Source organism: Heyndrickxia vini (genome assembly GCF_016772275.1).
Taxonomy (GTDB): Bacteria; Bacillota; Bacilli; order Bacillales; family Bacillaceae_C; genus Heyndrickxia; species Heyndrickxia vini.
On record NZ_CP065425.1, the window covers coordinates 3141144 to 3166674 of the forward strand.

The 25531-nt window shown below is 38.1% G+C and carries 26 protein-coding genes; 5 read left to right on the forward strand and 21 right to left on the reverse strand.

Features of this window, described 5'->3' with window-relative positions; genetic code table 11:
* Nucleotides 1-4 precede the first annotated feature (4 nt).
* The 18 genes from I5776_RS15755 to I5776_RS15840 form a co-directional block, all read right to left on the reverse strand.
* Nucleotides 5-3202 (reverse strand): AAA family ATPase, encoded by a 3198-nt coding sequence (locus I5776_RS15755; RefSeq protein WP_202777319.1) that lies wholly within the window; start codon nt 3200-3202, stop codon nt 5-7.
* Entirely contained in the window at nt 3183-3890 is a 708-nt protein-coding gene (locus I5776_RS15760; RefSeq protein ID WP_202777320.1) for a hypothetical protein, read from the reverse strand. The genes I5776_RS15755 and I5776_RS15760 overlap by 20 nt, the downstream gene beginning before the upstream one ends.
* Nucleotides 3850-5259, reverse strand: coding sequence for a hypothetical protein (locus tag I5776_RS15765; RefSeq protein ID WP_202777321.1), 1410 nt, complete (start codon nt 5257-5259; stop codon nt 3850-3852). The genes I5776_RS15760 and I5776_RS15765 overlap by 41 nt, the downstream gene beginning before the upstream one ends.
* Complete coding sequence (locus I5776_RS15770) at nt 5235-6509, reverse strand: toprim domain-containing protein (protein WP_202777322.1); 1275 nt, start codon at nt 6507-6509, stop codon at nt 5235-5237. The genes I5776_RS15765 and I5776_RS15770 overlap by 25 nt, the downstream gene beginning before the upstream one ends.
* Before the next feature lie 214 nt (nt 6510-6723).
* Nucleotides 6724-6885: a hypothetical protein gene (locus tag I5776_RS15775; RefSeq protein ID WP_202777323.1), complete on the reverse strand. Its 162-nt coding sequence runs from the start codon at nt 6883-6885 to the stop codon at nt 6724-6726.
* Nucleotides 6886-7304: 419 nt separating this feature from the next.
* The gene (locus I5776_RS15780; protein ID WP_202777324.1) at nt 7305-7559 is read right to left on the reverse strand and encodes a hypothetical protein; all 255 of its coding nucleotides are present in this window, start codon (nt 7557-7559) and stop codon (nt 7305-7307) included.
* A complete protein-coding gene (locus I5776_RS15785; RefSeq protein WP_202777325.1) occupies nt 7547-8071 on the reverse strand; it encodes a hypothetical protein in 525 nt (174 codons plus the stop codon). Before I5776_RS15785 ends, I5776_RS15780 begins: the two co-directional genes overlap by 13 nt.
* Nucleotides 8072-8186: 115 nt before the next feature.
* On the reverse strand, nt 8187-8696 hold the full coding sequence (locus I5776_RS15790) for a hypothetical protein (RefSeq protein ID WP_246483815.1): 510 nt from the start codon (nt 8694-8696) through the stop codon (nt 8187-8189).
* A complete protein-coding gene (locus tag I5776_RS15795; protein ID WP_202777326.1) occupies nt 8656-9921 on the reverse strand; it encodes a DnaB-like helicase C-terminal domain-containing protein in 1266 nt (421 codons plus the stop codon). The genes I5776_RS15790 and I5776_RS15795 overlap by 41 nt, the downstream gene beginning before the upstream one ends.
* On the reverse strand, nt 9918-10889 hold the full coding sequence (locus I5776_RS15800; protein WP_425490387.1) for a DnaD domain-containing protein: 972 nt from the start codon (nt 10887-10889) through the stop codon (nt 9918-9920). Before I5776_RS15800 ends, I5776_RS15795 begins: the two co-directional genes overlap by 4 nt.
* Before the next feature lie 382 nt (nt 10890-11271).
* Nucleotides 11272-11613 carry a DUF1801 domain-containing protein gene (locus tag I5776_RS15805; protein WP_202777327.1) on the reverse strand — a complete coding sequence of 114 codons (342 nt, stop codon included), beginning with the start codon at nt 11611-11613 and terminating at the stop codon, nt 11272-11274.
* 53 nt (nt 11614-11666) lie between these two features.
* A complete protein-coding gene (locus tag I5776_RS15810) occupies nt 11667-12062 on the reverse strand; it encodes a VOC family protein (protein ID WP_202777328.1) in 396 nt (131 codons plus the stop codon).
* Nucleotides 12063-12149: 87 nt separating this feature from the next.
* Nucleotides 12150-12584: a YciI family protein gene (locus I5776_RS15815; RefSeq protein WP_202777329.1), complete on the reverse strand. Its 435-nt coding sequence runs from the start codon at nt 12582-12584 to the stop codon at nt 12150-12152.
* Nucleotides 12585-12699: 115 nt separating this feature from the next.
* Nucleotides 12700-13965: an RNA polymerase sigma factor gene (locus tag I5776_RS15820; RefSeq protein ID WP_202777330.1), complete on the reverse strand. Its 1266-nt coding sequence runs from the start codon at nt 13963-13965 to the stop codon at nt 12700-12702.
* Nucleotides 13962-14396, reverse strand: a complete 435-nt coding sequence (locus I5776_RS15825) for a YciI family protein (RefSeq protein WP_202777331.1) — start codon at nt 14394-14396, stop codon at nt 13962-13964. Before I5776_RS15825 ends, I5776_RS15820 begins: the two co-directional genes overlap by 4 nt.
* Nucleotides 14397-14523: 127 nt before the next feature.
* A complete protein-coding gene (locus I5776_RS15830; RefSeq protein ID WP_202777332.1) occupies nt 14524-15336 on the reverse strand; it encodes an alpha/beta fold hydrolase in 813 nt (270 codons plus the stop codon).
* A gap of 414 nt (nt 15337-15750) precedes the next feature.
* A complete protein-coding gene (locus I5776_RS15835) occupies nt 15751-16773 on the reverse strand; it encodes a tRNA dihydrouridine synthase (protein WP_246483817.1) in 1023 nt (340 codons plus the stop codon).
* Between the two features lie 843 nt (nt 16774-17616).
* Complete coding sequence (locus I5776_RS15840; protein ID WP_202777333.1) at nt 17617-18078, reverse strand: hypothetical protein; 462 nt, start codon at nt 18076-18078, stop codon at nt 17617-17619.
* A 243-nt stretch (nt 18079-18321) separates the two neighbouring features.
* Between I5776_RS15840 and I5776_RS15845 the strand changes: the two genes are divergently transcribed.
* The 3 genes from I5776_RS15845 (at nt 18322) to I5776_RS15855 (ending at nt 20429) form a co-directional block, all read left to right on the forward strand.
* Complete coding sequence (locus I5776_RS15845; protein ID WP_202777334.1) at nt 18322-18951, forward strand: CGNR zinc finger domain-containing protein; 630 nt, start codon at nt 18322-18324, stop codon at nt 18949-18951.
* A gap of 244 nt (nt 18952-19195) precedes the next feature.
* Nucleotides 19196-19999, forward strand: a complete 804-nt coding sequence (locus I5776_RS15850; RefSeq protein WP_202777335.1) for a hypothetical protein — start codon at nt 19196-19198, stop codon at nt 19997-19999.
* Nucleotides 19977-20429 carry a hypothetical protein gene (locus I5776_RS15855; protein WP_202777336.1) on the forward strand — a complete coding sequence of 151 codons (453 nt, stop codon included), beginning with the start codon at nt 19977-19979 and terminating at the stop codon, nt 20427-20429. The genes I5776_RS15850 and I5776_RS15855 overlap by 23 nt, the downstream gene beginning before the upstream one ends.
* A 77-nt stretch (nt 20430-20506) precedes the next feature.
* Here I5776_RS15855 and I5776_RS15860 read toward each other — a convergent pair whose 3' ends face one another.
* The 3 genes from I5776_RS15860 to I5776_RS15870 all read right to left on the reverse strand — a co-directional run bounded on the left by I5776_RS15860 (nt 20507) and on the right by I5776_RS15870 (nt 23419).
* Complete coding sequence (locus I5776_RS15860) at nt 20507-20998, reverse strand: AraC family transcriptional regulator (RefSeq protein ID WP_202777337.1); 492 nt, start codon at nt 20996-20998, stop codon at nt 20507-20509.
* 81 nt (nt 20999-21079) lie between these two features.
* On the reverse strand, nt 21080-21460 hold the full coding sequence (locus I5776_RS15865) for a VOC family protein (RefSeq protein WP_202777338.1): 381 nt from the start codon (nt 21458-21460) through the stop codon (nt 21080-21082).
* 516 nt (nt 21461-21976) lie between these two features.
* Complete coding sequence (locus I5776_RS15870; RefSeq protein WP_202777339.1) at nt 21977-23419, reverse strand: C39 family peptidase; 1443 nt, start codon at nt 23417-23419, stop codon at nt 21977-21979.
* A gap of 141 nt (nt 23420-23560) precedes the next feature.
* Here I5776_RS15870 and I5776_RS15875 point away from each other — a divergent pair, with 141 nt between their 5' ends.
* Together I5776_RS15875 and I5776_RS15880 are read left to right on the forward strand one after the other, a co-directional pair.
* Nucleotides 23561-24946: an APC family permease gene (locus I5776_RS15875; protein WP_202777340.1), complete on the forward strand. Its 1386-nt coding sequence runs from the start codon at nt 23561-23563 to the stop codon at nt 24944-24946.
* 2 nt (nt 24947-24948) lie between these two features.
* A complete protein-coding gene (locus I5776_RS15880; RefSeq protein ID WP_202777341.1) occupies nt 24949-25530 on the forward strand; it encodes a M15 family metallopeptidase in 582 nt (193 codons plus the stop codon).
* Nucleotide 25531 lies beyond the last annotated feature (1 nt).

Consider the following 25531-nt stretch of genomic DNA (forward strand, 5'->3'; position numbering starts at 1 on the left):
GTCCCTACACACGCTTCACTTTAAACACCGTACTTTTTGGTATATTTGGATTGTGGTGTACGACGAATGCTTTAGAAAAACGATACAGGTATTCTTCTTCATGAGATTTGGGAGTAAGAATAATCATTTTTCGTTTCAATTCTTGCTCATACAATCCGAACACTTTTTCTTTTCGACCTTCATCAAGGGCACTATCAAATTCATCTAGGACAATGTATCCTGGTGATGCCGCGATTGTTTGTAGTAACGCCAGAGCAAACAATAAAGAACTAAGTGATTCCTCGCCGCCTGATACACCTTTTCCTACTTTCCCACCTCGCGCTTTCACACTAACATCTTCTAATTTTCCACGGTGGCCTTCTTTTCTTGCCTTAATAAATAGTGTATACCGGATTTGTCCTCGTCGGTCGGTGTTCATATCCCATTCAATTTTTCCTTCAAAGCCGAATAAAGACATATAGTTCACAAACTTCTGGTTCACACCGATGATTTTCATGTTGATAGTCTCTTCCAGATCTTCTTTAAATCGTTCCATTCGCTCTATATATTCTTCCAATAAGATTTTTGATTTTTTCACTTCATTTTCTGACCGATCATATTCTTCTTTCATTTTTGCGTAGTTTTCAGGTGCTGCTTCATCGATACCCGTCTCGCTTATCGCAAATTCAAAAGAAGTTTTTCCATGATTACGTAACTCCTCCGCTTGCGGTTTTGTCAGCTCGGAAAAACGCTCCATCTGATCGTTCCATTTAGAAACTAAGTCTTTCGCGGTTTCTTGAAGTTTTTGTCCTTCTTTTCTTGTACGAGAATATCCCTCTTCGTTTGATAATCGCTCTTCTGACCTTGTTTTTATTTGTCGTTCCATTTGTTCGATTTCTCGATCCCGACCAATAAGATCATTTTCTTCATCTTCTAGCTCTCTTGATAGTCGTCTTTCTTCATGTCTTTTGGCATCTAATGTAGTGGAAATTTCCTCTAATTGATTGTTTTTTTCCTTTTTATTTTGATTAAGCCCCACTAGAATGCTCTTTAATCTCTGAACTTCCTCTATTTTTGCTTGTTCTTTACGAAATTGTTGGTAGATTTTTAGATAGTCTCGATACGTTAATAAGGATTGTTCCCACCTTACTAATGATGTTCTTTGCTCGTTTAACCCCTCTTGAATCAAACGGTTTTCATTTTCAATAGCCTCTATCTCTTTCCTTACTTTGTCATACTGGCTTTGCCGCCATTCTCGTTCATTTTCTTTCGTTAAAAACGCTTCCGCTTCTTTAAGTAACTCTTTCCTGCTAAAGAGGATCGAATTTCGATTGTTGCGTTCTAGAATATCCTTATTGAGTTGAAGCTTTTCTTCCTCTATTTGTGTTAGCTCTTTTTCCAATTTCACCTGCTTGATTTGGAGTACTTTTTCACTTAATATGATTCTCTTTTCCTCTTGTGGTCCCCGAACCCCTTTTTCATCAACGAGCTGACCATTAACAATTAAAGGCTTTTCTTCTTTAAAAAATGACTCCACCCACCAAAGGGCTTTTATTGCATATGGGTATAGGCGTTCATCTAGATTATCTTTAACCTTTAGATGCTTGTCCGGCAACTGCATAATTGTTTTGTCCGGAATTAGGTTAGGTAATGAAACGTGATAAAGGTCATTAGGCGCTCGAAATACTTTTTTATTAACAAATAATGTATATTTGATCGTATCGAATACATATTCATCCTGCTGACCCGCTGTCTCATCTAATTCCACAAGCTCACGTAACGGATAAACTTCGATTTGATTCGCTTTAAAAAATCGGATGGATTGTTCCTGACGGGAGTTGTAGACTTTATTATTTTTTAGTAGTGTCACTTCTTTTTCAATCTTCTGTTCCTTTTCATTCAAAACACGGAATCTATCTTTATTGTTCTCTATTTCAAGATTATTTTTATCCATCTCAGATTGAATAGCATTACTACCGTGATAAGCGTCTATCAATTCATTATATTTTCTTTCCTGAGCTTTATCCTGGTCAATTTTTACAGATAATTCCGCCCTTTTCAAAATTAGATCATTTAACTGATTCGATAGACTATTAGCCTTTGTAACCATTGTATTTATAAATGTATCTATCTCTTTATATTTCTTTTCCGCTTCATTTAACCTTACCTTCACTTCATCCTCTGACAAACCAATACGATCGACCTGTTTGGTGATCTCGGCAATTTGTTCAGATATTGCATCTATTTTTTCGTTGGTATCTTTTAGCTGTTTATTTATTTTCTGTACTTCTAGGTCCAATACACCTTCTTGATTTTGAAGTTCGCTAAGTAGTATCCTGAACTGTTCAAGCTCTTCTTTTTTCTCAACGAAATGAATTTCCGATTCCCGTTTGGCATTCATCTTTTCCTTTTTATTTGCTAACAATTCTTCAATTTGTACTTTCAGGGAGTCTATTTGATTTAGGTAGTAGGTTTCCAACCATTTTATTCCTCGATAATATTGGTTAAAGCCTTCCTCACGTCGACGATTGCGGTCATAGTACCGATCAAGTTCCATTTTCTTTTGCTTTAATTGCAATTTATTAAGACCTTGTTTACCTTCCGCTTCTTGCAAGCTTTGCTCCGTCTCCTTAACAAGCTCTTTACTTTCTTCCCAATTTTTCTGGATCCTATCGATTCCGTTCATCTCACTAAAAATTCGGAAACGTTCTTCTGGATGCATGATGGCAAATTGATTAACTTCCTTTTGGTACCAAATCAAATAAAAGGCATCGGGATCGACAGCATATTTATACAGCACTTGATTTTTATATTCCTTAAAATTCAAGTTGCCACCACTAGTAAATTTCGTGATACGCTCCCATTTGTCAATTTCGTCCCCCTCTTCTATATAAAACTCTCTTTTAATGGGATCACCGGGTTTTTGTTCAATTTCCAAGCGGAATTGTACATAAAGGGGTGCATCTACCTTCATTTTCCCGGCATTTTTAAAGAGAAGATCGATTTTTGCTCGCCATGTCTGATCTGACGGTAGATTATTAGACTTTAATCCTTCCACATCCACTTTACTTGAATAAAGAACCCCACCCATACAAAAGGTTACCGTTGATTTACCCGCTCCGTTAGGCCCGGAAATAAGAACATGATCATGCTCGCCAGACAAATCCAACACGGTCGGAATATAATCCCGAATCCCAGAAAATCTAAGCCTCCAAGGTATCATCCGGTACACCTCCATTCATGTTGTAGCGTTTGAAGAAACGGAGAACATCCTCCATATGGAGCTGATTCGATTGACTGAACTCGGCATATCTCCGTAGAAATGAATCGGAAAAAAGATGGGCACCAATCGTTGTTAGCTGATATGCCTCTTCATCCGAGTTGGTGTCATAGATTTCGATTGCACCTATTTTTTTCAAGGGATCTACATTCGCTTGAATTTTCCTTGTTACCTGCAGGGATTCATGACCAAAACTATTAATTAATTGTGAGAACAATGTATACTCATTTTGCAGCACTTCTTGATGATAAAAAATAAACATAAGAATGGCCAAGCTCTCCTTATTTAATACATTTCTAGCTTGTTTTGCAGGAACACGCATTAGTGATACTACTTGATTCTTTCGTTCATCATAAATTACCTTGAAATAACGGCTAACAGCTTGATTCACTCGCTTTAAAAAGGAAAAAAACGCCTCATCACCATTTACTCCAAGTAATTTTTCCACTTCTTTGCGGGAAAGCCCGAAATTCCCCATTCGGATCGTTGCAGAGGAGGAAAATAATATTTGCATAAATGTAAGCTCTTCTTCCTTCGTTAAAAATCCCTGAATCGACTGTAAAGCACTCAAAGGATTATCGTTAATATTTTCATTTTCTTCGTTTTCTAATTCCATAGCTTCCTTGTTCATCATCTTCCCACCTCCAATCTCTTTCTTCCATATTGCCTTGTAATTTTCGGTTTGCTTTTTCATCAATATCTGCCTTTTTATTTGCAACAAGTGCAGAAACTCCGATTAAACCGTTTAACACATCACTCCACTTGTCAGACCCAGCTTGAATAACTAACTCATCTAATCCCGCTTCTTCTACCTCGTCAAGGTATTTTTCAATATGCTCGGTATGGATCATTTGCTTAGTCATTTGCCATTTTGAATCACCCATTATTTCGTCTAACTTATCTTCCATTATTTCATCGGTTTCTCGAAAATCCTCCTCCACCTCTTCCTCAATTTCATCCGTAACAGGTTCATAATTCTCGATATAGTTTATACCTTCATCAATCGCGTTCGGAGATAAAGGGCTAGCGAATTTAACGGGTACCCAAAGTCCATCCAACTCTTCCTCCTCGTACTGACCTTGTTCCATAAAACTGAGGATTTGCAATGCATTTGGAATATCCGAACCAATTGGTGGATCAAATGATTGCACGATAAAGTTTCTCAGTAAATCCGGTTGTATCGTTTCAATGAAATCCGTCTCTTGTAAATGTGCGAACTTGAGAATTTTGTTAATGGTGCCTAGGCTAATCTTTGTTCCTTCACTTATAGCTGTCATGCCTCTCTGTTTAATAGAAGCAAAGACTAGTTCCTGATCAAATGTTTCAAATTTAGCCAGACGTTCGATCATTTTCGATTCTAATTCTTTCATCAATTGATGAATGACTTCTACTTGGGACAATGCATTTCGATCCGCTAAATACTCTAACTCCCTTTCAGTAAGCAGCAAAATAGCTTCCTCTACATTTTTAATCATGCTAGCCAATTTATTTCCACCGGAAATGCCCTTGTCATCATAGGCTTCACTAATTTCTGCATCCCTTTTTGCTTGAAACAAGGATCTGGCAACATCGTCATTCATATAATAAGCAAGCGAATCATTTGCCAATCGAATTAAAACATCCATCATTCTTTTTCCTAAATCGCGCATCTTAATTCGCTTTGCGGTCTTCGTTATCCAATTAAATTTCCCTAATACATAGGTTAAGTGTTTCATATATTCAATCGTCATTTCTTCGTCATAGCCATATGTGTGACGATACCGATAAAAGAGTGTGTCTTCGTTTTCAATTCGATCCGTCATACCAAGTGCTTCTTGATTAATAAGATTCAGTACACGTATAAAGCGCAGTACATTTTTTGGTGCCTGAAATGATTCCTTATCACTTAAATCATTTAAAACACCCGCTAATGCAGCCATGTCCCGCATCGTTTGGAGAAGTTCTGGCTTGTCCGCATCCATGTTAAAAATAGAAATTAAGGACTGATCCATTTTTTCCACCGTTCTACTCCCCCTATCTCCTGCTCCTGTTCCACTTTTTGAACTTGAATGGCTTTTTCATATCGTGATTGAAACTCCTCAACATTTAAAACGACTTCTAATGGTGGAACAACCCATTTCGTTATTGACCGATATTTTTGCACGGTTTCTCCTATATCTTTCGCAATGATGAGTCCAGCTTCATCAACATCCGTCCAAATAATCACCTGTTTTACATTTGAAACAAGCTGTTCAATCAATCGTCGGTGCGCCGATCTTAACTGGCCATCAATTCCTAATACGAGACTCTTTGAATCTAACAAAAAATTCTTATCATAAGCCATTCGTGTTAAAATTCCTCGGTTTTCAACTAACCACAAAACTTGCGCATCCGTTTGAAAATCTTCAGTAAAAACCGCTAAATCTGTTGTGGCATGAATTGGACCATAGTCATATGAAACACTTACACCCCGCATCGGTCCCGTAAAATAAATCGGGGTAATCGTACCTAAACTGCTTAGTCCGAGTAAATGCAGCGGATACTCAAGCAACTCTTCAGCACCTTCGATAAATTCCTTTTTATAGGAATCGAATTCCTTTGATCCCCCAATTTTCCGGTAATACCGTGCTCCAATCTGTTTCCAATCAAAATGATGTTCGACCATTGAAATTTGATAAAAAGCTGTTAGAAAGTGTAAAAATAACAGTTGCTTTTGAAACCTCCAAGTAGAACTATTGTGATTAATTTTCCCCTCAGTTACAACTTCATCTAATATATCTTTTAATCTATAGAGTTGTTCTTTCCGTGTAAGGTTAGGTAAAGAAGAGTTCTTTATTTTAATCCATTGTTCTTTCCATTCAGTGATGGATTGAGTCTTCTTTGTTTCATGTTCATCCTCTATTTGCTTTTTATACAGAAATAAAGAGAAACCCATTCGAAACTGTACGCTTTTCACCGTTCTCTCGTCTTTAGCCAAGCGATACTCTCGAATGATCCAACCGTTACGAATCCACTCATATGTTTCATTTGTGAGTTCGAATTGCTTCTTTGACTTTGGACTTGTAAAATCTTTTAGGAGAATACTTGGTGGGACATTTTGATTATTAATCCCCAGGGTAAACATCGCAACCGTCCTTCTAGTCCGGGCAGTCTTTTTTTCAACAGGAATATCGATAAGCCCATTATTTTCTCTAATATCTAGTAAATTAAGTTCTTCATTTTTTAATAATATATATTCATACAAATAATCTTTCCATACATTATTTATCAAACTTTGGTCCCCCTCTAGTACTTTTATTTTATCATAGAGCAAGGAGCAACTTTCGTTTACAGCTAATAACAAATTTTGTAAAAAGGCATTGTTCGTTTTTAGAAAATTTGAATGTAGGTTTCAAAAAATGCAAAAAACGGGAAAGCCAATTACTGCTTTCCCGTTTCCATTACATAATATAAATTAAAAATAGTCTCTTATTGTGGCCAACACTCTACTCATCTTCTTCACCCCAAAACATTTCTTCTTTCTCATTTATAATTTGTTCTTTAGGAGGCCTACTATCAAAATAATTATCAAATAACATATTGAGTAATTTTATCCGTGCCTTATTATCCATTTCTACAATTGCTTCCATAATCTCATCAGCAGTCATTTATAACCACCTCATTAAGTAATAAATTGATTTAAATTAATTATACAAAATCTTATCTTTTTAAAGAGTACTACTTGTTCTTGAAATATAGTTGGAACTTTAATTTTTACCTTCTCTTCTTCCGAACTCATCGGCATCATTCCTTGGTAAAAAAAATGACCCACATTGGTCCGCATTGTTAAGAGGCGTTGTGGGTTCTGTTAACTTTAAATTAACAATCGGCTTTCTGATTGTCAAGCGCCTTAAGGATAACAAGTACTTTCTTATCAACCTCTCTGATTTTATTTGTCGTGGTAACTTTAATTTATCAGAAGTAGTCCTTATTTTTATTCAAAAAATAATCAAAGCCGGTGAAATTTTACTCGTCGTAAAAATTCACCGGCTTTTTCATCTTAGTAGTGGGTTTTGTACTCTTTTTATTAGTATCGAAATTGGTCCATTTCTTCTTTGGTTAATTCTATTGGTTGTTTTCCAACAGCTTTACAATACTTGTGCATGTCTCGAATTCGAATTCTTGGAGGTTTGTCGCCTGGAAGTACGTATTTCCCACTAGGTATGAAATTGTCCATGTCATCTTCAAAGTTCGTATGGTGCACTGGATTTTCATACTCCTCTCTCGTCGCTTTATACCCCCTTTCGGTAGGCTTAACAACAAATGATTTCAATTCGGGCATATTGTAACACCTCCTACAAAATGTGACCTTAGTAATCCTTCTGATTTATCGGTGTCAAAGAAGTAAAAGGGTCTTCCTTCTTGATAACTTGCTAATGTTGCACCTAGCTTGTCTCTGTAATATTCTTCATTATAATTCTTTTTCGCGAACAAACCAACATATCCTTCAAATTCTAGGGTAAAACTATAATCCATTGCAAAACATAATAAATGATTCCCAGAATACGCATATTTTCGTTTAGGAAAATCCCGCTTGTTTTGGGGAGCTGATTCCATCAACTTTACATAAATCATTTGACTGTGGTGCCATTCCTGAATCGCAATTACTCCCTGTATCTCTACAGTATTCCCTTTGACAAATAAACCAAACACCAAGTTATTCTTGATTTTAAATTCCTTTTCCCAGTCGAACCAACCATTACGTTTGGTTAGTCCATACTTTTTCACATCACTTTTCTCCAATGCTTGAAAGCAAACATCTACATAATCCCCTGATTGGACATTTACTAGCATAAGATCTAATTCTCGCTTTCTATATTCTACTTATAATTATAGCATGCACATAGAATTCAGTGTGTGTAAAAAGGTAAAATGATGGGAAAGCGGACATTCAAAAAAACTTACCTAATTATGCCAATCGAGTTGATTCCCCCTTCACAAAATACCCCGCCACCGCCGGAAACCGCTCAAACTCCCTCCTCATCTCCCGGAACGAGATCACATCATTCCCTCTAGTAAGCTCAAAATCTAGCAAATATTCATGACAATTCAGTGGGTACTTATGAAATGATTTACGATAGAACTCTATAGCCTCTTCCTCACTACCGGCATAGATAAAGACAAAGTTCTTCTTGTCCATCTTCAAGGAATAGATGCCAATTTTACGAATCCCCAATACATTCTTTTGCACTAATTCTGCTATTTTTTCATGATTTGCTTGCTTCATGTCTATTTTGGATAGATCATCATCCAATGAAATTTTCTTCTCTGCTAATAAATGATATAGGGAATGAGCCAGTGTAGAATCTTCATAAAGCAAACTATACTCATACATCTCTCTCACCAACATATGATAACACCCCGATTTCAGAAATTTATCAGCCACCAAAATGCGGACTCTGTTCATATTTTTCCCCAATTGCCCCTGTATGCTCGTTGTAATTCACCTTGATTGTTCCAACAGGACCATTCCGGTTTTTCGAGATAATCATTTCAAGGGAATGATCTTCAGAATCCTTGTTATAATAGGCTTCGCGATATAGAAATAAAATGACATCGGCATCCTGTTCGACACTACCGGATTCACGAATATCAGACATCATCGGCCGTTTATTGGCTCTCGTTTCGACAGATCGATTGAGCTGTGCCAAACAAATGACAGGGCAGTCAAAATCCTTCGCCATCGTTTTGAGCGATTTAGATATTTCTGTTACCTGTAGATGGGGATTTCCCCCGTAAAATTCACTTGGGTGAATCAGTGTTAAGTAATCGATAAAAACGATTGGTTTCTTAGATGGGTATTCGTGCATGAGTTTTCTTGTTTTCGCTCTCATTTCAGCAACGGTTTGCCCTGCCCCATCAAAGATTTGCATATTGGTTTCATCAAGATCACCAATGACATCCGACCATTTCTGCTTTTGACTTTGACTAAGCATTCGTTTCGGATCCCGCATTTTGACACGGTTATATCCTCCGGTCGAAGCCATTAATCGCGAGGTGATGAGCTTTTCAGGCATTTCCAGGGAAAAGACGAGTGGCAGAAATCCTGCCCAACCCGCTATTTTTGCAAAATGAAGCATCACATCGGTTTTCCCCATTGATGGCCTTCCCGCTACAATTGTCACTTCCCCGCTCTGAAAGCCTCCGGTCACAAGATCAAGCTTTTTGATCCCCGATGTCACGCCTTTTGAATGATATTGATCTTCCCAAGGTGCTTCATAGATTCTCACTAATGCTTGGTGTAAAGAGGTGTGATCCTCCATCTTCGATTGGTTAATTTTATCCAATTCGGCAATGACTTTCGCTATCTCCCAATCATTCATCGCTGCCAGCGTTAAGATGTTTCTCTTTTCTCGTTCTTTCCACATGTCAAGAATAAGCTTCTCTGTTTCATTAAATTTCTCAAGATTTGCATACGATAAAATCTCTGAAAGATAAGACATTCCACCGTATGATTCGAGATTGGGTAAGGTCGTAAACGTAAGCAAATCAATATTTTTACCTGCCTGTTTTAACTGCATCATTCTTCTCATTAATTCTTCGTGCTGTTTGCTTTCCAAATGATCTGGTTGGATAATGGTATCGTGAAGTAAGTATTCTGCCTTCATCAAGCTTCCTAGAAACGTTTTTTCCACCACACTCATCCATCTTCACCTGCCGATAGGTCGAGTTCAAATTCCCTAGGAATTGCTCTTCCAGCAGGAATTGATTCGGTTAATGGTCTATATTGCTTTTGTTTCTCATCATACGAATCCACTTCTTCCACAGTTAGCAAAGCTTCATTTTCCCAGTTTTTCAGAATACCGATGATATAATTCAGCTTTCGCTTGTTATTGGCACATGCAATTTTCATGGCTTTTACAATCATGTCCTTCGGTTGTAAAAAACTTGAATCATCCAACCACGACAACAACTGCTCTTTTGCATTTACGTTCGTAAAACCAAATCCATTTGTATCCCAGAACTCTATAATTTCTTTCACATCATCATTACTCAGTGACGGATTCGCTATGTGTGTATTATTATCTATACTTGGATAGAGATCTTTTTGTTGTTTTTGTTTTTCTTTTTGTTTTTCTTTTTCTTTTTGCCCACGTGTCGTAAAACGAGTCGGCAACGTATCGTCAAATTCTTCACAGAATTCGTTTTCATCATCCTCTTTTTCTTCCATCTCCACGGGCATCTCTTTTTGTCGATAAAAAGCTTCATATAAGCTACGAATCTCTTCCTTATGTATGAATTCCGAAACATATTGTATTAGCGAGTAATCCTCAACCTCTTTCAGTTCGGAAACAATACAATCCATGACCGGTTTTCCACCTTTATGCAAGTTCTCTCTTCCCCAGTTCTTAATCGCTAGTTCCCTAGTTTTAGGATTATAACGAATCAATTGATGGTGCTTCTCGAAACGCTCCATTAACGAATGCACACTCTCAATCGAATAGCCCAAATCAAACGCCATTTCTTTCTTCGTTATTCGATAGATTCCAATTTGTGTTGTATGCGGATTCGTAAGCAGATAAAGGTAAAAATACTTATCCTCCGGAGTCATCTCTTCTAAAACAATCGGATTCTTCCAAAATTCTGTACGCACCATTCTATACTTTGCCATCTTCATCCCTGCCCTTTCTCTTAAAATTGCCTTCATAGTAGAAATATAAATTTGTGGAGAAAAAAGGCACCCTTCCTTCCAAAAACTTGTGAACATTTTGTCAACTATTCGAATTTAAGTAAAAAAATTAGCAATAATCAGCTTCACAAAGGCAAGAATGGTGTACCATTCACTCGCGACCCACAAAAAAAACACGGTAAACATTCGCTTAGCAATATTCCCCATAAAAAAAAGCCCATTTTCCCACTAAGGAATCCTCGGCTTTATTTCATTGAATAGTAGGTTTGCACATCCAACACTAAAAACCCGGTTACTCTCCGCATGAGAAGGGTAACCGGGTTTCTTACAATTTACATCTAATCATTTGTATAATTGAATGAAATTAAAGCACTGCAGATGCTTGACTAACGAATGAGATAAGCTGTTCGTGATCAACCGTATCCCCTTTATGGAGCTTCAATGTCTTTCTTTCCGGAGGTCCATCGAACATGCCTTCCGGAAGATCCAGAGTGTCGGCATTAAAAATGGTAAAGCTAACTGCTGCTTTAGATGTCGAGATTACAGCAGCGTACTTTCCGTTTTTTAAAAAATGTGGCTTTTTGTATTGAATGCGTTCATGTACATCTGGTATGGACTTATGGACAATCCCCCTCAGATTAGTAGCAAGGTCTTTCTGCCATGGTTCGTTTATTGCATCTATAAATTCTGTAACTTCCTGATTCATTTACACATACTCTCCTTTTCGTGCATAGTGAATTTTTTTGAAATTGAAATGGTTTACGGTTTGGTAATCATCCATGTCACACCGAATTTATCTATCACTTCTCCATAGTAGGCGCCCCACGGCTGCAAAGCAAAGGGATACTTGTTTTCTCCACCTTCCCCAAGCTTGGCAAATGCCTCTTTCGCTTCGGACTCGTTGTCATAGGTTAAAGCAAGACTGATACTACGGCTACTAGATACCGGTTCAAATGAATCGGAGATCATTAACATATTCCTTCCCGCTACCATCAAAGACAGATGCATAACTTTATCCTTTACCGCTTCAGGAGTTCCTGGTGCCTCACTGAATGTTTTAACTGATAGAATTTCCCCACCGAGTGATTCTACGTAAAAATTCGCCTGACTTCTTGCATCCTCCGACATGAGATAAGCGTTTAATTGTGCTCCCATTTTTTCAACAACCTTTCAAATTTAATTTATCCATCTATAAATACGACGACCAATCACTTGTGAAATCGACAAAGAAAAAAACTTTTATTAAATTTTTTTCAACATATGAAGATGATCTTGTAAAGAGGCTTCCATCGCCATAATTCCGGGGTCATGTATAGACTCTATTTCCTCTTTTAATCTTCGCAATTCTATCTCGTACTTACCTCTCACCTTTGGAACCGGCATTTTCAGCGCCCAGTTTAGCGCCTCGTCCTCCGTACTCACATTAATCAGCATATATTCCATGATAAGCCCTTGGTTTACTGGAAACGGGCCAGCCAATATCTCTGGTTTTCTACCTTTCTTTGGATATGTTATTCTTAATCCAGTTGAACTTGGCTGAAGCTCTTCATCGGCAAGAAATATACCTTTTTGAGCCAGTGACTTCTTATACGAAGTCATTGCTTCAAGATAATCCTTTCCGTCGGCTACTCCTGCCTCCGAGTACTCTGTGGCTTTGACAATCAATAAAAATCTCATTGCTTTTCCCTCCTCGTATTAGTTGGAAGGAATGGGGAGCAAAATAGACTGCTCAACTATTCCTTTACCAACACGACGAATAAGGAACGAGATAATCGACAAGGCTGGGAAAAAATTATGTAGATTTTCCTTTTTCACATTCCATCGCGCGATTTAATAGTAGGGATCGTTCACGTTCATTCTGGGTTAGTGATGCAGCACGTTCAAATTCTGCCCGAGCTTCATCATAGCGCCCTAGCTTAACAAGGAGATCCCCGCGAACACTTGGCAATAGATGATATTTCTTTAAGGATGGGTCAGCATTTAACACGTCGACAATCTGGATGCCAATGTCCGGACCAAATGCCATGGATATAGCAACTGCCCGATTTAACTCTACGATTGGGGAGGGCATGACAATCGAAAGCGCTTCGTAAAGAGCAGCAATTCGAGGCCAATCCGTATCCTCTGGAGTCAGTGCCTGAGCATGGCAGGCAGAAATTGCTGCCTGCAAAGAATATGGTCCAAGTGAACGCCCTGACTTCCTACTGCGCTCTAGTGCTGCCAATCCACGGCGAATCAATAATTGATCCCATTGTGCACGGTTTTGATCCATAAGAAGGATAGGTTCTCCTTTAGAATTAACTCGAGTTTTGAACCGAGAAAATTGAATTTCCATTAAAGCGACTAGCCCATGAACTTCTGGTTCATTCGGTGCGATCTCGGCAAGGACACGTCCCAATCTTAGTGCCTCTTGGCATAGCAAAGGACGGATCCAGTGTTCCCCGGAAGTTGCTGAATATCCTTCATTAAACATAAGGTAAATCACTTCAAGTACGGTCGACAGACGAACATGAAGTTCCTCTCCAAGAGGGACCTCAAAAGGAATCTCTTTTTCTTTAAGGGTTCTCTTAGCACGGACAATTCTCTGAGCAATGGTTGATTCCGCAACGAGAAATGAACGTGCAATTTCTTCTGTGGTAAGTCCGCATAACAGGCGCAGTGTCAATGCAACTCTGGCATCCTGTGATAATACTGGATGACAAGTCATAAAAATCAGACGAAGGAGATCGTCACCAATCTCCCCATCCAGAACATGATCTATGTCTTCCTCAGTATATAAATCTGCATTTTTAGCAATTTCCACATACTTTTGATCACGAATCTTCGTTCTTCGTAAAAGGTCAATCGCACGCCGTTTCGCCGTCGTCATCAGCCATGCGCCGGGATTGTCTGGTATCCCGGCATGCGGCCATTTTTCAAGAGCAACCACCAAGGCATCTTGAGCAAGATCCTCTGCAAGGCCAACATCCCGAACCATCCCGGTTAGCTTTGCAATGAGCTTTGGTGACTCTATTCGCCATATCGCTTCAATTGTTCGTTGTGTTTTGGGCAAACTCACGCCTTCTTTTGCTCCTCTACATGTTTGCGAAGTGCTGCTTCTTTTTCCAGAAATTCCGGATTATCTGTCAAATCTACCGCCTCGAATACCTGTCTAAGCTCAATTTCTCCTTGACCAAATCCATGCGGATCCGGCATCCGTAATGCCCATTCAATCGCTTCTTCTCTTGATTTAACTTCAATTAAGGTATATCCCGCAATGATTTCTTTCGCCTCCGTAAATGGACCGTCCATAATCTTTGGTTTACTCCCCGGTTCCGGATAGGAAATCCTTATTCCGCTTGAACTAGGTTGCAGTCCATCTGCTGCTAGTAAAACACCCGCTTTCACCAATTCTTCATTATACTTTTGCATCGCCTCAATAAGCTCCGGGCTAGGCATTTTTCCTTCTTCTGAGTCTGTAGTCGCTTTTACAATCATCATAAATCTCATAAGTAATAACCTCCAATTTTTTATGGTGAAGCTTCATTCCACTTCTATTTATACAACGAATACCTTTTTTGTTAAATCGACAACCGAAATTATTTTTTTGCATTTTTTTGCGAAAATCTTTGTCTCATTAGTGATTAGCCGAAAAAAATACTGTAAGCTCTGGTGATATCTTTTTAGTATCAAGCTTCTTCGTATGGCCAAGACCCTTTTTACTCAACAATTGTGCATTAGGGAGTACATTTGCCAAGTTTTTAGCACTATGACGTAGAGATGCAGGGCTTTCCGTCCCTTCTAATACCAACGTTGGCATCGTCACACTGCTCCACCACTCAGCGGACAGTTCCTTTCCTTCCATATAGCCATCCAACAATGCAGCATCATATGGAAGCGTATGTGCAACCGCCATAAGCTTAGACCACACCCCAGGCATGATGCGCATCATGCTTACAACAAATGAGGGTGCCCCCATAACCTTGGTCATAAAGTACTTAATGGCTTCGGCTCTGTTATCCTTGGAAATCAGTTCAGCAGTATACTTAGTAAAATCTTTCGGCGGCTGACGATCCTCCGCTTTTACCACGAAAGGAGGTTCGTGCAGAGCCAATTTCGTAATGTTTAACCCTTTCTTTGCAGCTAGCAGGGCTAGAAAAGCTCCCGAAGATAATCCCCAAACATATACCGAACCACCGGCATCATCAATCAAAGCCTGAAGATCTTCAATTTCCCGCTCAACATCATATGGCTGTGTATCACCGCTATCTCCCCGGCCGCGTCGGTCGTAGTTGTAAACCGTGAAATACTCGGACAACAGGGTAGCAAGCTCCACCTGCTGTGGAAATTTTCGATAGCTAAAGGCACCTGCTACAAGGATGAGAGCTGGCCCCCGGCCAACTTTGTCATAAGCGATTTTCGTTCCGTCTTTTGAAGTAACTGTAAACATAAAATTTCCCTCCTAATCGTTATACTTAGCTTTCAATATTTATGAATTATTTCCGTTTCTAATAAGACGACGAACGACTATAAACAAAATCGACACATCCGGATAAAAAAAATTTTTTTGCCAAAAAAATGGAGTTAACTGGATACTTAAAAATTCCATATCATCTTAATACTCTATGTATGTCGTATTTCCCTTTAAAAAGTGAAAGAACATTTTGTCCTTTTAATTTCACAATACAGATATCGGATTAAACGGCTATACTGCCGAATTGCTCCAAAACTCTTCAATTCCTGAACACGTTTGACAGAACACCATTTACAAATAATGTTCACACCTAACTAAATAAAAAAATGGCTGGTATAAGTCCAGTTTAATACCGAACTTACACCAGCCAATAAGCTGCAAATATACATACTAACTTTTTTGGGTCACACTATTCTCCGGTTCCCCAGCCCCATCAGAACCAATGGTATCAAGCATTGCACGTACTTCATCTGTTGTCTTTGTGCTCATTAATTGATTTCTTAATTCACTCGCCCCGCGAAACCCTTTGACATATATCTTAAAAAAGCGAAGAAGATGTTTGAAAGGACGCGGCTCAAATTCCTCTGAATATTTATCATGAAGGTCAAGCTGCAATCGTAAAAGATCAAGTAATTCCTCACTGCTATGTTCTTTCGGCTCTTTTTCAAAGGCAAATGGATTTGTAAAAATACCCCGGCCAATCATAACCCCATCCACACCATATTCTTGAACGAGTTTCAATCCAGTTTGACGGTCAGGTATATCACCATTGATCGTCAAAAGTGTATCCGGTGCCACCTCATCGCGAAGTTTCTTAATTTCCGGAATCAGCTCCCAATGGGCATCAACTTTGCTCATTTCCTTTCTTGTCCGCAAATGAATAGAAAGATTAGCGATATCTTGTTTCAATATATGTGTTAGCCAATCACGCCATTCGTCTATATTCGTGTAACCAAGCCTTGTTTTCACACTTACAGGTAATCCCCCTGCTTTAGCAGCTTGTACGATATCCGCGGCGACTTCAGGACGAAGGATCAGACCGCTTCCCTTCCCCTTAGCTGCCACATTATGCACAGGACAGCCCATATTGATGTCCACACCCCGAAATCCCATTTTCGCCACACCAATACTCGTTTCCCGAAAATATTCAGGCTGGTCTCCCCATATATGTGCCACCATTGGTTGTTCATCTTCTGTAAAAGTCAAACGCCCACGCACGCTCTGTTGCCCATCGGGATGACAATAACTCACCGTGTTTGTAAACTCTGTAAAAAACACATCCGGTCTAGCTGCTTTACTCACAACATGACGAAAAACAACATCCGTCACATCTTCCATTGGTGCAAGTATAAAAAATGGCCGTGGTAAATCACGCCAAAAATTGTCTGTCATTATCAATTCAAGTCCTTTCATAATGGGATCTCCGTTCAACTTTCGTCCCAAAATAAAAAAGCAAAAATGTTCCTGCTCCTTTTACACTTATACCATGTGTAAGCGTTTTTTATCAAACGATAGTAAATTTCGAACATTATAAACTTTACTATTAACAAGCGAAAAGTGCAAAGAAATTCGAGTAAGGGGAAGGATATATTTTGACTGGGAGTAATATCAGGATGCGTTATAATGATGAAAACATAATATTAGTGGCCACTGAACCATGAGAGCTAGGACGTACACGTACACGTACAGTATGATGCACACAGGGAAGTGCTCCGAAGGGAATATTTTTTAAAAAACAACTGTTGGATTTTTCTAATGTTATTACCATTTTGACCCTTTTTTAAGGTGATTACGATAAACTTACATTTTCTATAAGAGATTCTAACCTTGAAGGTTTACAAGTGACAAACATTAAAATAAAGAAACATATTTCGTCGGAAGAAAGCCACAAACAATGCCGAAAGTTCGAATAGTACCACATAGATAAAAGATGAATTTATTTTGTGATATTGATCGTTACCAGCACGAGAAGTTGTACAAGTTCAGTCGATTTTAAATCCAGTTTGATGAATAAGCGGAGAAACTTCCCTTAATTAAAAAATAGCATAGAAAATACCTTAAATAGCCGGAAGGATTCCGGCTATTTACTCGAAAAACGTGAAAATGGGTGATTTTGCTTTGCTTAATCGGAAAACTTCCGCTTATATATCCCGAACCGACCTCGATCCTACTGTCTAACCGGAAAATATCCGCTTACTTAATTATCTTTGGTTTCTCAAAAAGGACATCAATTACCTACTTACGGAAAAAAATTAATTATACTGCTTTTAACATTTGTCGAATGGATCCAAGATGATATGCTGAATGTGCCAAAGAAGATAACACTTCATTCGCCAGTTGTTCATTCCATTCAATCGTGTCAATCGATTCCAAAAGGGTGAAGTATTCATTTCGCAATCCATCTTGAATTCGTTTCCATTGCTGTTCATCAACTGAATGAATTTCCCAACTCTTTCCCCAATCCATTTCTGGTTGTTTCCCATTTTTTAAGATTCCATTCGTTCCCCACATATGATAGCGGATATGATCTGTTTGTGCAGCAAACGTTGTTCCATGAACTGACATGGAGGCTTGTTCGCAAGTCATTCCCTCAAGTACACCGAAAATTCCGGAATTCGGTTCCGAATTGGTGAACCAACTTCCTTTTACAGGAACTGGGGGTCCTTCGAATGTTTCTCGTACCATCGTTTTAATCGAGTTTATCAATCTTTCACACATGTTTAACCCCTCCAATAAATTTTTTATGCATGCACACAACCGCCAATTGAACGAACAACCTTTTGGCAGATTATCCTTTGCATCTTTCGAGAGAAATCAGCACATTGTTCTCTGATGTATTTAACCTTCTATAATTACTTTGATGGTTATATTATGTAATGGTTGATTCTAACTGTCAATACCTTTTATAATGGTTAAAAGAAAAATTAAAGTCCGACTGTAGATAAGACAAGGAGAAGTCATATGTCTGATATAAATAAAGATGTACACAAGCATGATTTACTTGGCGGCCGTTTGTGTTTGGATTTTGCCAATACAGTAAGTTGGCACGATAGCAGTGAGAAATCACAGGAGTGGCTGACGAGTTACGAGAATCTCGTAAACTGGAGTTTGCATGCCGATATTCTTAAGAAACAACAGGCGCTTTCACTACTAAAGAAGGCAGAAAATCGGCCTTCTGAGGCAAAAAAGGTTCTCCAACAAGCGGTTGAGTTAAGGGAATCGATTTACCATATTTTTAGTCTAGTATCAAACGATGATACTCCAAACGCTAAAGATCTTGCTATTTTGAATACTGCCATAGGCAATGCTTACGGAAAGATGCAAGTAGTGCCCGATGAGAATAAATTTTCATTGGAATTTTTGAATTGTGAAGAATTAGATGGGATGCTTCCACCGATTGTTCAATCTGCTATTGAAATCCTTACTTCTGAAAAAGAACTAAGTAGGGTGAAAAAGTGTGAAGGCTATCCGTGTGGTTGGCTGTTTTTTGATACAAGCCGCAATCGCAGCAGGCGTTGGTGTTCGATGGCAGACTGCGGGAATCGTGCAAAAGCAAAGCGTTTTTATCATAATAAAAATAATAACTCCTAATACGGAGTTATTTTTGTTTAAAATGGCACAACGCTTCCAACATTACACGGCATTTGACATCCTACAAACGTGTATTTTCCCGAGCAACAAAAAAGTCCTATTTGGCGTGTTGTTTTTTATACTTTTTCTATTCTAGGGGATATTATTTCTTACAAGGGTAGGAGCTTACAGACTGATCTAGAAAAAATTCAACGTATTATTTCAGATTTTTACAGACAAAGTGATGAAAACTCGGAGGACTTATATGACTAATGTGGACAAAGTGTTTCGACGTAAAGTCGCAAATGTGAGTATTTGGGGAACAACATATCTTCATCCAAGAAATCCCTATATCGTGGCATTATGGTCAACGACTTTTCCTGGTTATGGGCATCTATTATTACATAAGTATATACGTGGATTTTCTTTAATTATATGGGAAGTATTTATAAATCAAAGTTCACATCTAAACCTCGCAATGGTGTATTCATTTATGGGAGACATTGAAGCTGCGAAAGAAGTATTAAATATAAATTATGTCTATATGTATATTCCTCTTTACATCTTTGCTATTTGGGACAGTTACCGTACTACTGTGGAAATGAATAATCTTTATCTATTGGCTGAAAAAGAAAAACCCTCTGTTAATGCTCTAATTGTAAAACCATTTGAAGTGAATTATCTTGATAAAAGAAGTCCTTTAGTAGCGTTGCTTTGGTCAATGACGGTTCCTAGCGTTGGTCAATTATACCTTCACCAGATTATCTCTGCATTTTTTACTCTAGTGGTTACTGTTATTTTTGTTCATTACTCACACTTTATAGAAGGATTACATTATTTAATGCTTGGAGATATCATAAAGTCTACTGAGGTGCTTGATAAACAATGGCTGCTTTATATGCCTTCATTGTATTTCTTTAATATATTTGAGACCTACATGAATGCTGTAGAAAATAATAAATTATTTGAAGTGGAACAAAAAATGTTCCTGAAAAGAAAATACCAATCGAGTGATTTTAAAATTAAGGCAACCAAGGTGAGTTCAAATGCAAATTTACGCAACATTTGATTATTCAATACGTTTAGAATTAGCCATCACTAAATTAGAAAAAATGGGGATAAGCGAAATATTTGCCGTACCACTGAACAACGGCCCCGAAGATAGTGAAATTTTTGATTCCATTCATCGTTCAGATGGAAAATCATTATTGAGTAAAGGAATGATCCTAGCTGTATTTTTTTCCGTAATAGGGGCAAGCAGAGGCTTCAAACTTGATTGGGGCCCAATCTATTGGGGACTGATTGGAGCCGCCTTTGGATTTATTCTCGGCTTCTGCATTGATTTATACATAAATTTGAAAAAGACGAAAAAACGAAGAACTATAAAAGGAAAGACGTCGGAAATAATTATTATTGTAAATTGTAACGAATCTGAAGGGCGAGAAGTCGAGAAAATTCTTTGGGAGCAATTAGCTGTTGGAGTCGGCAAGGTTGACTAGTACTTGAAATAAAAAAGGCGATTACCCACAGTTGGGTAGCCGCTTCGAATCAATTTTTCAAGAAAACCCATTCTAGTTTACCATTCACTTTTTGATAGCCTTTTCTTAATGGGGATGTACAAATCGACTTTACATTTCCCCTCAGGGTCAAACGCTGGATTATTCAGATTAAATTCCAGGCTATATTTATGATCTGCCTCATACTCACTTTTAGGTAACCATTCCTCAAATACCTTATGATAAGTATTACCTAACTTATCGGGTGTATCGTAAAACTGATAGAAAGCATAAAGTCCACCAGATATTTTTTTAAACTGAATATCAGTATGTTTTTCTTTTTCAAAACCATCAGGTATGGTTACACATGCATCGTGACGGCAAGATTCTGCTTCCACAAGCGCGGGATTATCTAAAGATATTCCGATAAAGGATTGATTAGGCGGGAACAGCCCATTTTCTTCTGCCCATTGACCTAATTTTCCCCAATGGGGTTGGGGTTCAAAATAGCTACCGACATGCCTAATATACGCTACATCAAAGTCAGGAAGTTCTTTAATTAAGACATCCATTTTTTTACACTCCTAAGAAAAATTAAAATTAAATTGATAGAAAACCAACAACCCTTAACTTTTTAAAGTGTATTTACCTATTTAACAGTTACAAATCATCACTACATTTCCATCCGGGTCTTTTATGTTAAACCAAGCCGTATCACCAACCGTCTCGATTTCTCTCACAATTTCAATGCCTTTGTCTTTAATATATTGATAGGCGTCATCAATTTTTGGTGCGTAGAGATTAAAAATTGGGCTTAGACTTACATTATGCTTGAATTCAGGGTCAAACGTGTGGTCATCTAAAGTTAAAGACGTAGTACCTACCAATGGTATGTTATAAACAGGCGAAACAACGCGATCTAAATCGACATCTAACCCTAACAAATCGGAGTACCATTTTGCTGAAAGCATCAAATTTGTAACATGAACAAAAACACCATTCATTTGGTTTTTTACAGGCAATGTTTTTTCCATTCGAAAACCTCCTTTTTTTATCCTTTATGTATTTCTAGATTGTTGTTGGTAGTTCCTTCTATATAGCAACATTTTAATTTGTTAACGTGTTGGTTGGGGAGTTTTATTTACAAAACCACGGTTCTTTGGCCTTGGCTCTATAGTTATTCATTGATGATTTTCGTAGAGATATGAGAATTCATAGGCGGATAATTTCCGGCTAATGTATATAGAGGAAGCTTAAGTAGCAGGGATAAGCGGAGAAATTCCGGTTAGCTGCTCTGAATTGGCAAAAATTCAAAGATTTGCTTCATATAAGCGGAAAATTCCGCTTATATTTAAGGAAATATGGGTATTTCCCAACTTAAACGGAATCTTTCCGGTTATTTTTCAAACATAGTGAAATCAACTTAACAATGCCTAGGCCATAAAATGCATTATACAGTAGCTAACACTTTGAATATTCTTATACAACAACAAAAGCTCTGCGATCAATAAAAATAATTATGTACGTTTCTAAGGAAACAAATATCTCTATTAGAACACTCCCACCGCCCACTTTCTAAGTTCATAAATAGTCGTAAACTGCTCTTCACTTATCCAATATGGTCCGTCAATCGGGTCGTTGACATGCAAAAAACCTCCATATACACCATCCAGCAAGACCGCATGATTATTAGCGATGGCTGTACCCCAAGGATAGTCATGAAACTTCGGGGAACCAAATCCAATTGTGACATATACAACTACTGGATGATCTTCTATTATACATGTCTTCAAATGACTAATTGTAGCGCCTGAAATGTCGATAACTTTTCCATATTGTTTCCCCCATTGTTCAAGAGGTTCCGGGAATATTGCTTCAAATCTACCTTTATTAATTTTGTAAGGAGATCCCCCAAACCCGTCATATGGATTGTATTCAGGATCGATCGGCATTTGTTTGACAAACTCACCATAATTCATATCAACGGCGTATCCCTTGTATTGCAGCCCCATTAAAAGAGAAGCCGCTTCGCATCCATTTTCTACTTGCCATGCCATTTGATTAATATGCTTTGTAGCTAACAAATAATAATCTTTATGATTTTTCGGAATAACAAGATCGTTTCGCTCATGTAAAAGTAAACAGTGTCCTGTAGGCAAATATAACGTTTCACCAGTTGTTTCATACCACCATCGTTTATAAATATCTTGTTTCTTTTTCTTTACTTCATAAGAAATTCCTGGTGACAAATCAATCGGTCGTTCAAATTGATTGAGACCTTTACTATTAGGCTCCATCACATAGGCATACATAGAGCAATCAAATTCCTTTTCATTGCTCTTATAAAAAATACTACGCCCATCCATAATGAAAACATCTTCACTTTTTAAAAATAAACCTTCATCAGTCATATAAAATTCTTCGGATTGACGTGCATATATGGAGGTAATACTCACAGTTCCAAGGAAAGGAATGTTCCGTATTTCTCTCATACATCGGTCATAAACACTTGCACCGTAAATAGTGGTGACTTTTCCACATAATACATCACTAAAGGTTTCTTTAAGTTCAAACGATTCACGGCAAGCAATCGCAAATTGCTTCGGGATATAATACCCATCATTTGTCCACCACCAGTATTCACCAAAAACATCTACTACTGTCCCCTCGGTCTTTTTACGAGTGCCACGGGATACTATTTCTCCAAGGCTTCCATCGATCTTCTTTGATGTGATTTTTTCTTTTATAAGGATCATTGTTTCAAAAACCTCTATGACATGAAAAAACGGCTCACCCTCAAGATAGACATCATTTTTATTTACTGCCAGCCCACTATGAGTTACTAGGTATGGATCATTATCAAAACAAACTTCTTTAGTAAAGCGCCACATCGATTTGAATGTAAGAATTGGACCGGGAGTGTAATCGGACAAATACGATTGACTCCCCTCTTTTCTAGTAATAAATCCATTGCAATTGAGTATTTTACTCATATTCTCTCTCCTGTCTATGATTTATCCGGAATTTTTATTTTTTCAATTATACATCAAAAGAGGATTTAAATTGACAATAATAGAATAAAATGAAAGAGTATTTTTTATATTTAGACAACTATTATGTGAAGGAGGAGAAGTATGCAAAATCATCTCTTAAACAAAACAGCAAATGAGCAATCAAATAATGAAAGCCGATTCCAAAGAGAAATCGGAGTTTTTGGCGGAACTAATATTTTAATGGGCATCATGATTGGTTCAGGAATTTTCTATATTGGATCGTATGTAATGCAGCGGTCGGGTATGGGAATGGGCGCTGCATTATTAGCTTGGCTTATTGGGGGAATCGTCACACTTCTTGGCGCCTTGTGTTTTGCCGAATTAGGAGCCATGATCCCTAAAGCTGGGGGAATTTATGTTTATTTATCAAAAGCTTACTCTCCGGTTGTTGGATACATGTTCAGTTTTCAAAGTATGCTTATTGGAGGGCCCGGTTCGATTGCCGCTCTAGCCATTGCCCTTCCATCCGCTTTAGCATCCGTCGTAAGTTTAAGTGGAACAACCATTAAGCTAATAGCCATCATTGTCATCATCCTCTTTACTTTTATTAATTATATTGGCGTGAAATCCGGAAAAGTCGTCCAGAATCTATTCAATGTAGCTAAACTGCTGCCCATTATTCTCATTATTTTATTAGGTATTTTGGGAGGTTCCGAGCTTCCTAAACTAGCGTTAAATCCAACAAATGCAGGAATGCTCGATTGGGTAAAAATGTTGTCCTTTGCAGTCATTGCCTCATTATGGGCATATGAAGGCTGGACAAATCTTAATACGGTGGCAGAAGAAATCAAACAGCCGCAAGTCAATTTGCCTAAAGCTTTAATTTTTTCCGTAGGATTAACGATGGTTATTTACGTCCTGTTTAACTACGCGATTTATCGTGTTTTACCTGCCAACCAAATTACTGAATCAATAGAGAACAACCATCTTTATTTAGGAACCGATGTAGCAAATGTCTTTCTTGGTAATGCAGGCACTATATTAGTTGTCATCGCAATGATTCTCGCCATGACCGGTTCCATTAACGGAATGATTCTATCATTCTCGAGAACGTATTATGCTGTTGCCAGAGACAAATTTTTCTTTAAATCCTTTGCAAACCTGCATCCAAGATTTCATACACCCCATTACGGATTACTGCTGCAAATGGTCATATCCATTCTTTTAGTTTTAACCCGTAACTTAGACCAGCTAACGTCGCTCGTCGTTTTTGCAGGAGCTATTTTTAATGTGCTATCTATTATCGCCGTTCCTATATTACGTAAAAAAATGCCAAATGAAAAGCGTCCTTATAAAGTATGGGGATATCCAATCACGGTTATTATTGCGGTGGTGGCCTTTGCAGTCATCCTATTAAATAATCTCTTCGATGATCCGGTAACGTCCATATTGGGTCTGCTTATTCCATTAATAGGAGCTGGAGTCTATCTAATGTTTAAACGTACTATTCCTCGAGAGGAAAAGTAAATATGGGAGAAGGTGTACTTGTGACGATATCCGAAAAAGATAAGGAATTTATCAATATAAAGAAAATTGACGATAGTATCATAGTTGATCTTAAATACGCTACTGCAGACAACTTTACTAAACAGAAAATATACGACTTTTCCATCGCTGTCGCTAGAGTAGGAACCGCAAAAAAATTAGGCATCGCGGCAAACATTCTGAAGAAACAGGGGTTTCGCCTAATCGTATGGGATGCCTATCGACCTTCCTATGCTCAAAAGAAAATGTTCGAAATTTATCCAGATCCAATTTGGGTAGCTCCGCCAAATCCAAACCATAGCCATGAAAAAGGTGTTACCTTCGATTTAACTCTCGCCGATTTGGATGGGAAAGAAGTAGAAATGCAAAGCCAATTCGATGATTTCAGTAACGCCGCAAAAAGAAATGCGGTTCGTACCCCATTACAGGAGTACCATTATCACATTCTCGATAGCGCTATGACAAAAGCCGGCTTTAAAGGGTATGAAAATGAATGGTGGGACTATCAAGATACAGACGCTTCACTTTACGGACCTATGCAAGTCAATCCAAACGATTACAAGTAAT

Coding starts and splice junctions, on each gene's coding strand:
- I5776_RS15755 (WP_202777319.1), bottom strand. CDS start 3,202: ATGATACCTTGGAGGCTTAGATTTTCTGGGATTCGGGATTATATTCCG.
- I5776_RS15760 (WP_202777320.1), bottom strand. CDS start 3,890: ATGAACAAGGAAGCTATGGAATTAGAAAACGAAGAAAATGAAAATATT.
- I5776_RS15775 (WP_202777323.1), bottom strand. CDS start 6,885: ATGACTGCTGATGAGATTATGGAAGCAATTGTAGAAATGGATAATAAG.
- I5776_RS15780 (WP_202777324.1), bottom strand. CDS start 7,559: ATGCCCGAATTGAAATCATTTGTTGTTAAGCCTACCGAAAGGGGGTAT.
- I5776_RS15785 (WP_202777325.1), bottom strand. CDS start 8,071: ATGCTAGTAAATGTCCAATCAGGGGATTATGTAGATGTTTGCTTTCAA.
- I5776_RS15795 (WP_202777326.1), bottom strand. CDS start 9,921: ATGAGTGTGGTGGAAAAAACGTTTCTAGGAAGCTTGATGAAGGCAGAA.
- I5776_RS15800 (WP_425490387.1), bottom strand. CDS start 10,889: ATGGCAAAGTATAGAATGGTGCGTACAGAATTTTGGAAGAATCCGATT.
- I5776_RS15805 (WP_202777327.1), bottom strand. CDS start 11,613: ATGAATCAGGAAGTTACAGAATTTATAGATGCAATAAACGAACCATGG.
- I5776_RS15810 (WP_202777328.1), bottom strand. CDS start 12,062: ATGGGAGCACAATTAAACGCTTATCTCATGTCGGAGGATGCAAGAAGT.
- I5776_RS15815 (WP_202777329.1), bottom strand. CDS start 12,584: ATGAGATTTTTATTGATTGTCAAAGCCACAGAGTACTCGGAGGCAGGA.
- I5776_RS15825 (WP_202777331.1), bottom strand. CDS start 14,396: ATGAGATTTATGATGATTGTAAAAGCGACTACAGACTCAGAAGAAGGA.
- I5776_RS15830 (WP_202777332.1), bottom strand. CDS start 15,336: ATGTTTACAGTTACTTCAAAAGACGGAACGAAAATCGCTTATGACAAA.
- I5776_RS15835 (WP_246483817.1), bottom strand. CDS start 16,773: ATGAAAGGACTTGAATTGATAATGACAGACAATTTTTGGCGTGATTTA.
- I5776_RS15840 (WP_202777333.1), bottom strand. CDS start 18,078: ATGTGTGAAAGATTGATAAACTCGATTAAAACGATGGTACGAGAAACA.
- I5776_RS15845 (WP_202777334.1), top strand. CDS start 18,322: ATGTCTGATATAAATAAAGATGTACACAAGCATGATTTACTTGGCGGC.
- I5776_RS15850 (WP_202777335.1), top strand. CDS start 19,196: ATGACTAATGTGGACAAAGTGTTTCGACGTAAAGTCGCAAATGTGAGT.
- I5776_RS15855 (WP_202777336.1), top strand. CDS start 19,977: ATGCAAATTTACGCAACATTTGATTATTCAATACGTTTAGAATTAGCC.
- I5776_RS15860 (WP_202777337.1), bottom strand. CDS start 20,998: ATGGATGTCTTAATTAAAGAACTTCCTGACTTTGATGTAGCGTATATT.
- I5776_RS15865 (WP_202777338.1), bottom strand. CDS start 21,460: ATGGAAAAAACATTGCCTGTAAAAAACCAAATGAATGGTGTTTTTGTT.
- I5776_RS15870 (WP_202777339.1), bottom strand. CDS start 23,419: ATGAGTAAAATACTCAATTGCAATGGATTTATTACTAGAAAAGAGGGG.
- I5776_RS15875 (WP_202777340.1), top strand. CDS start 23,561: ATGCAAAATCATCTCTTAAACAAAACAGCAAATGAGCAATCAAATAAT.
- I5776_RS15880 (WP_202777341.1), top strand. CDS start 24,949: ATGGGAGAAGGTGTACTTGTGACGATATCCGAAAAAGATAAGGAATTT.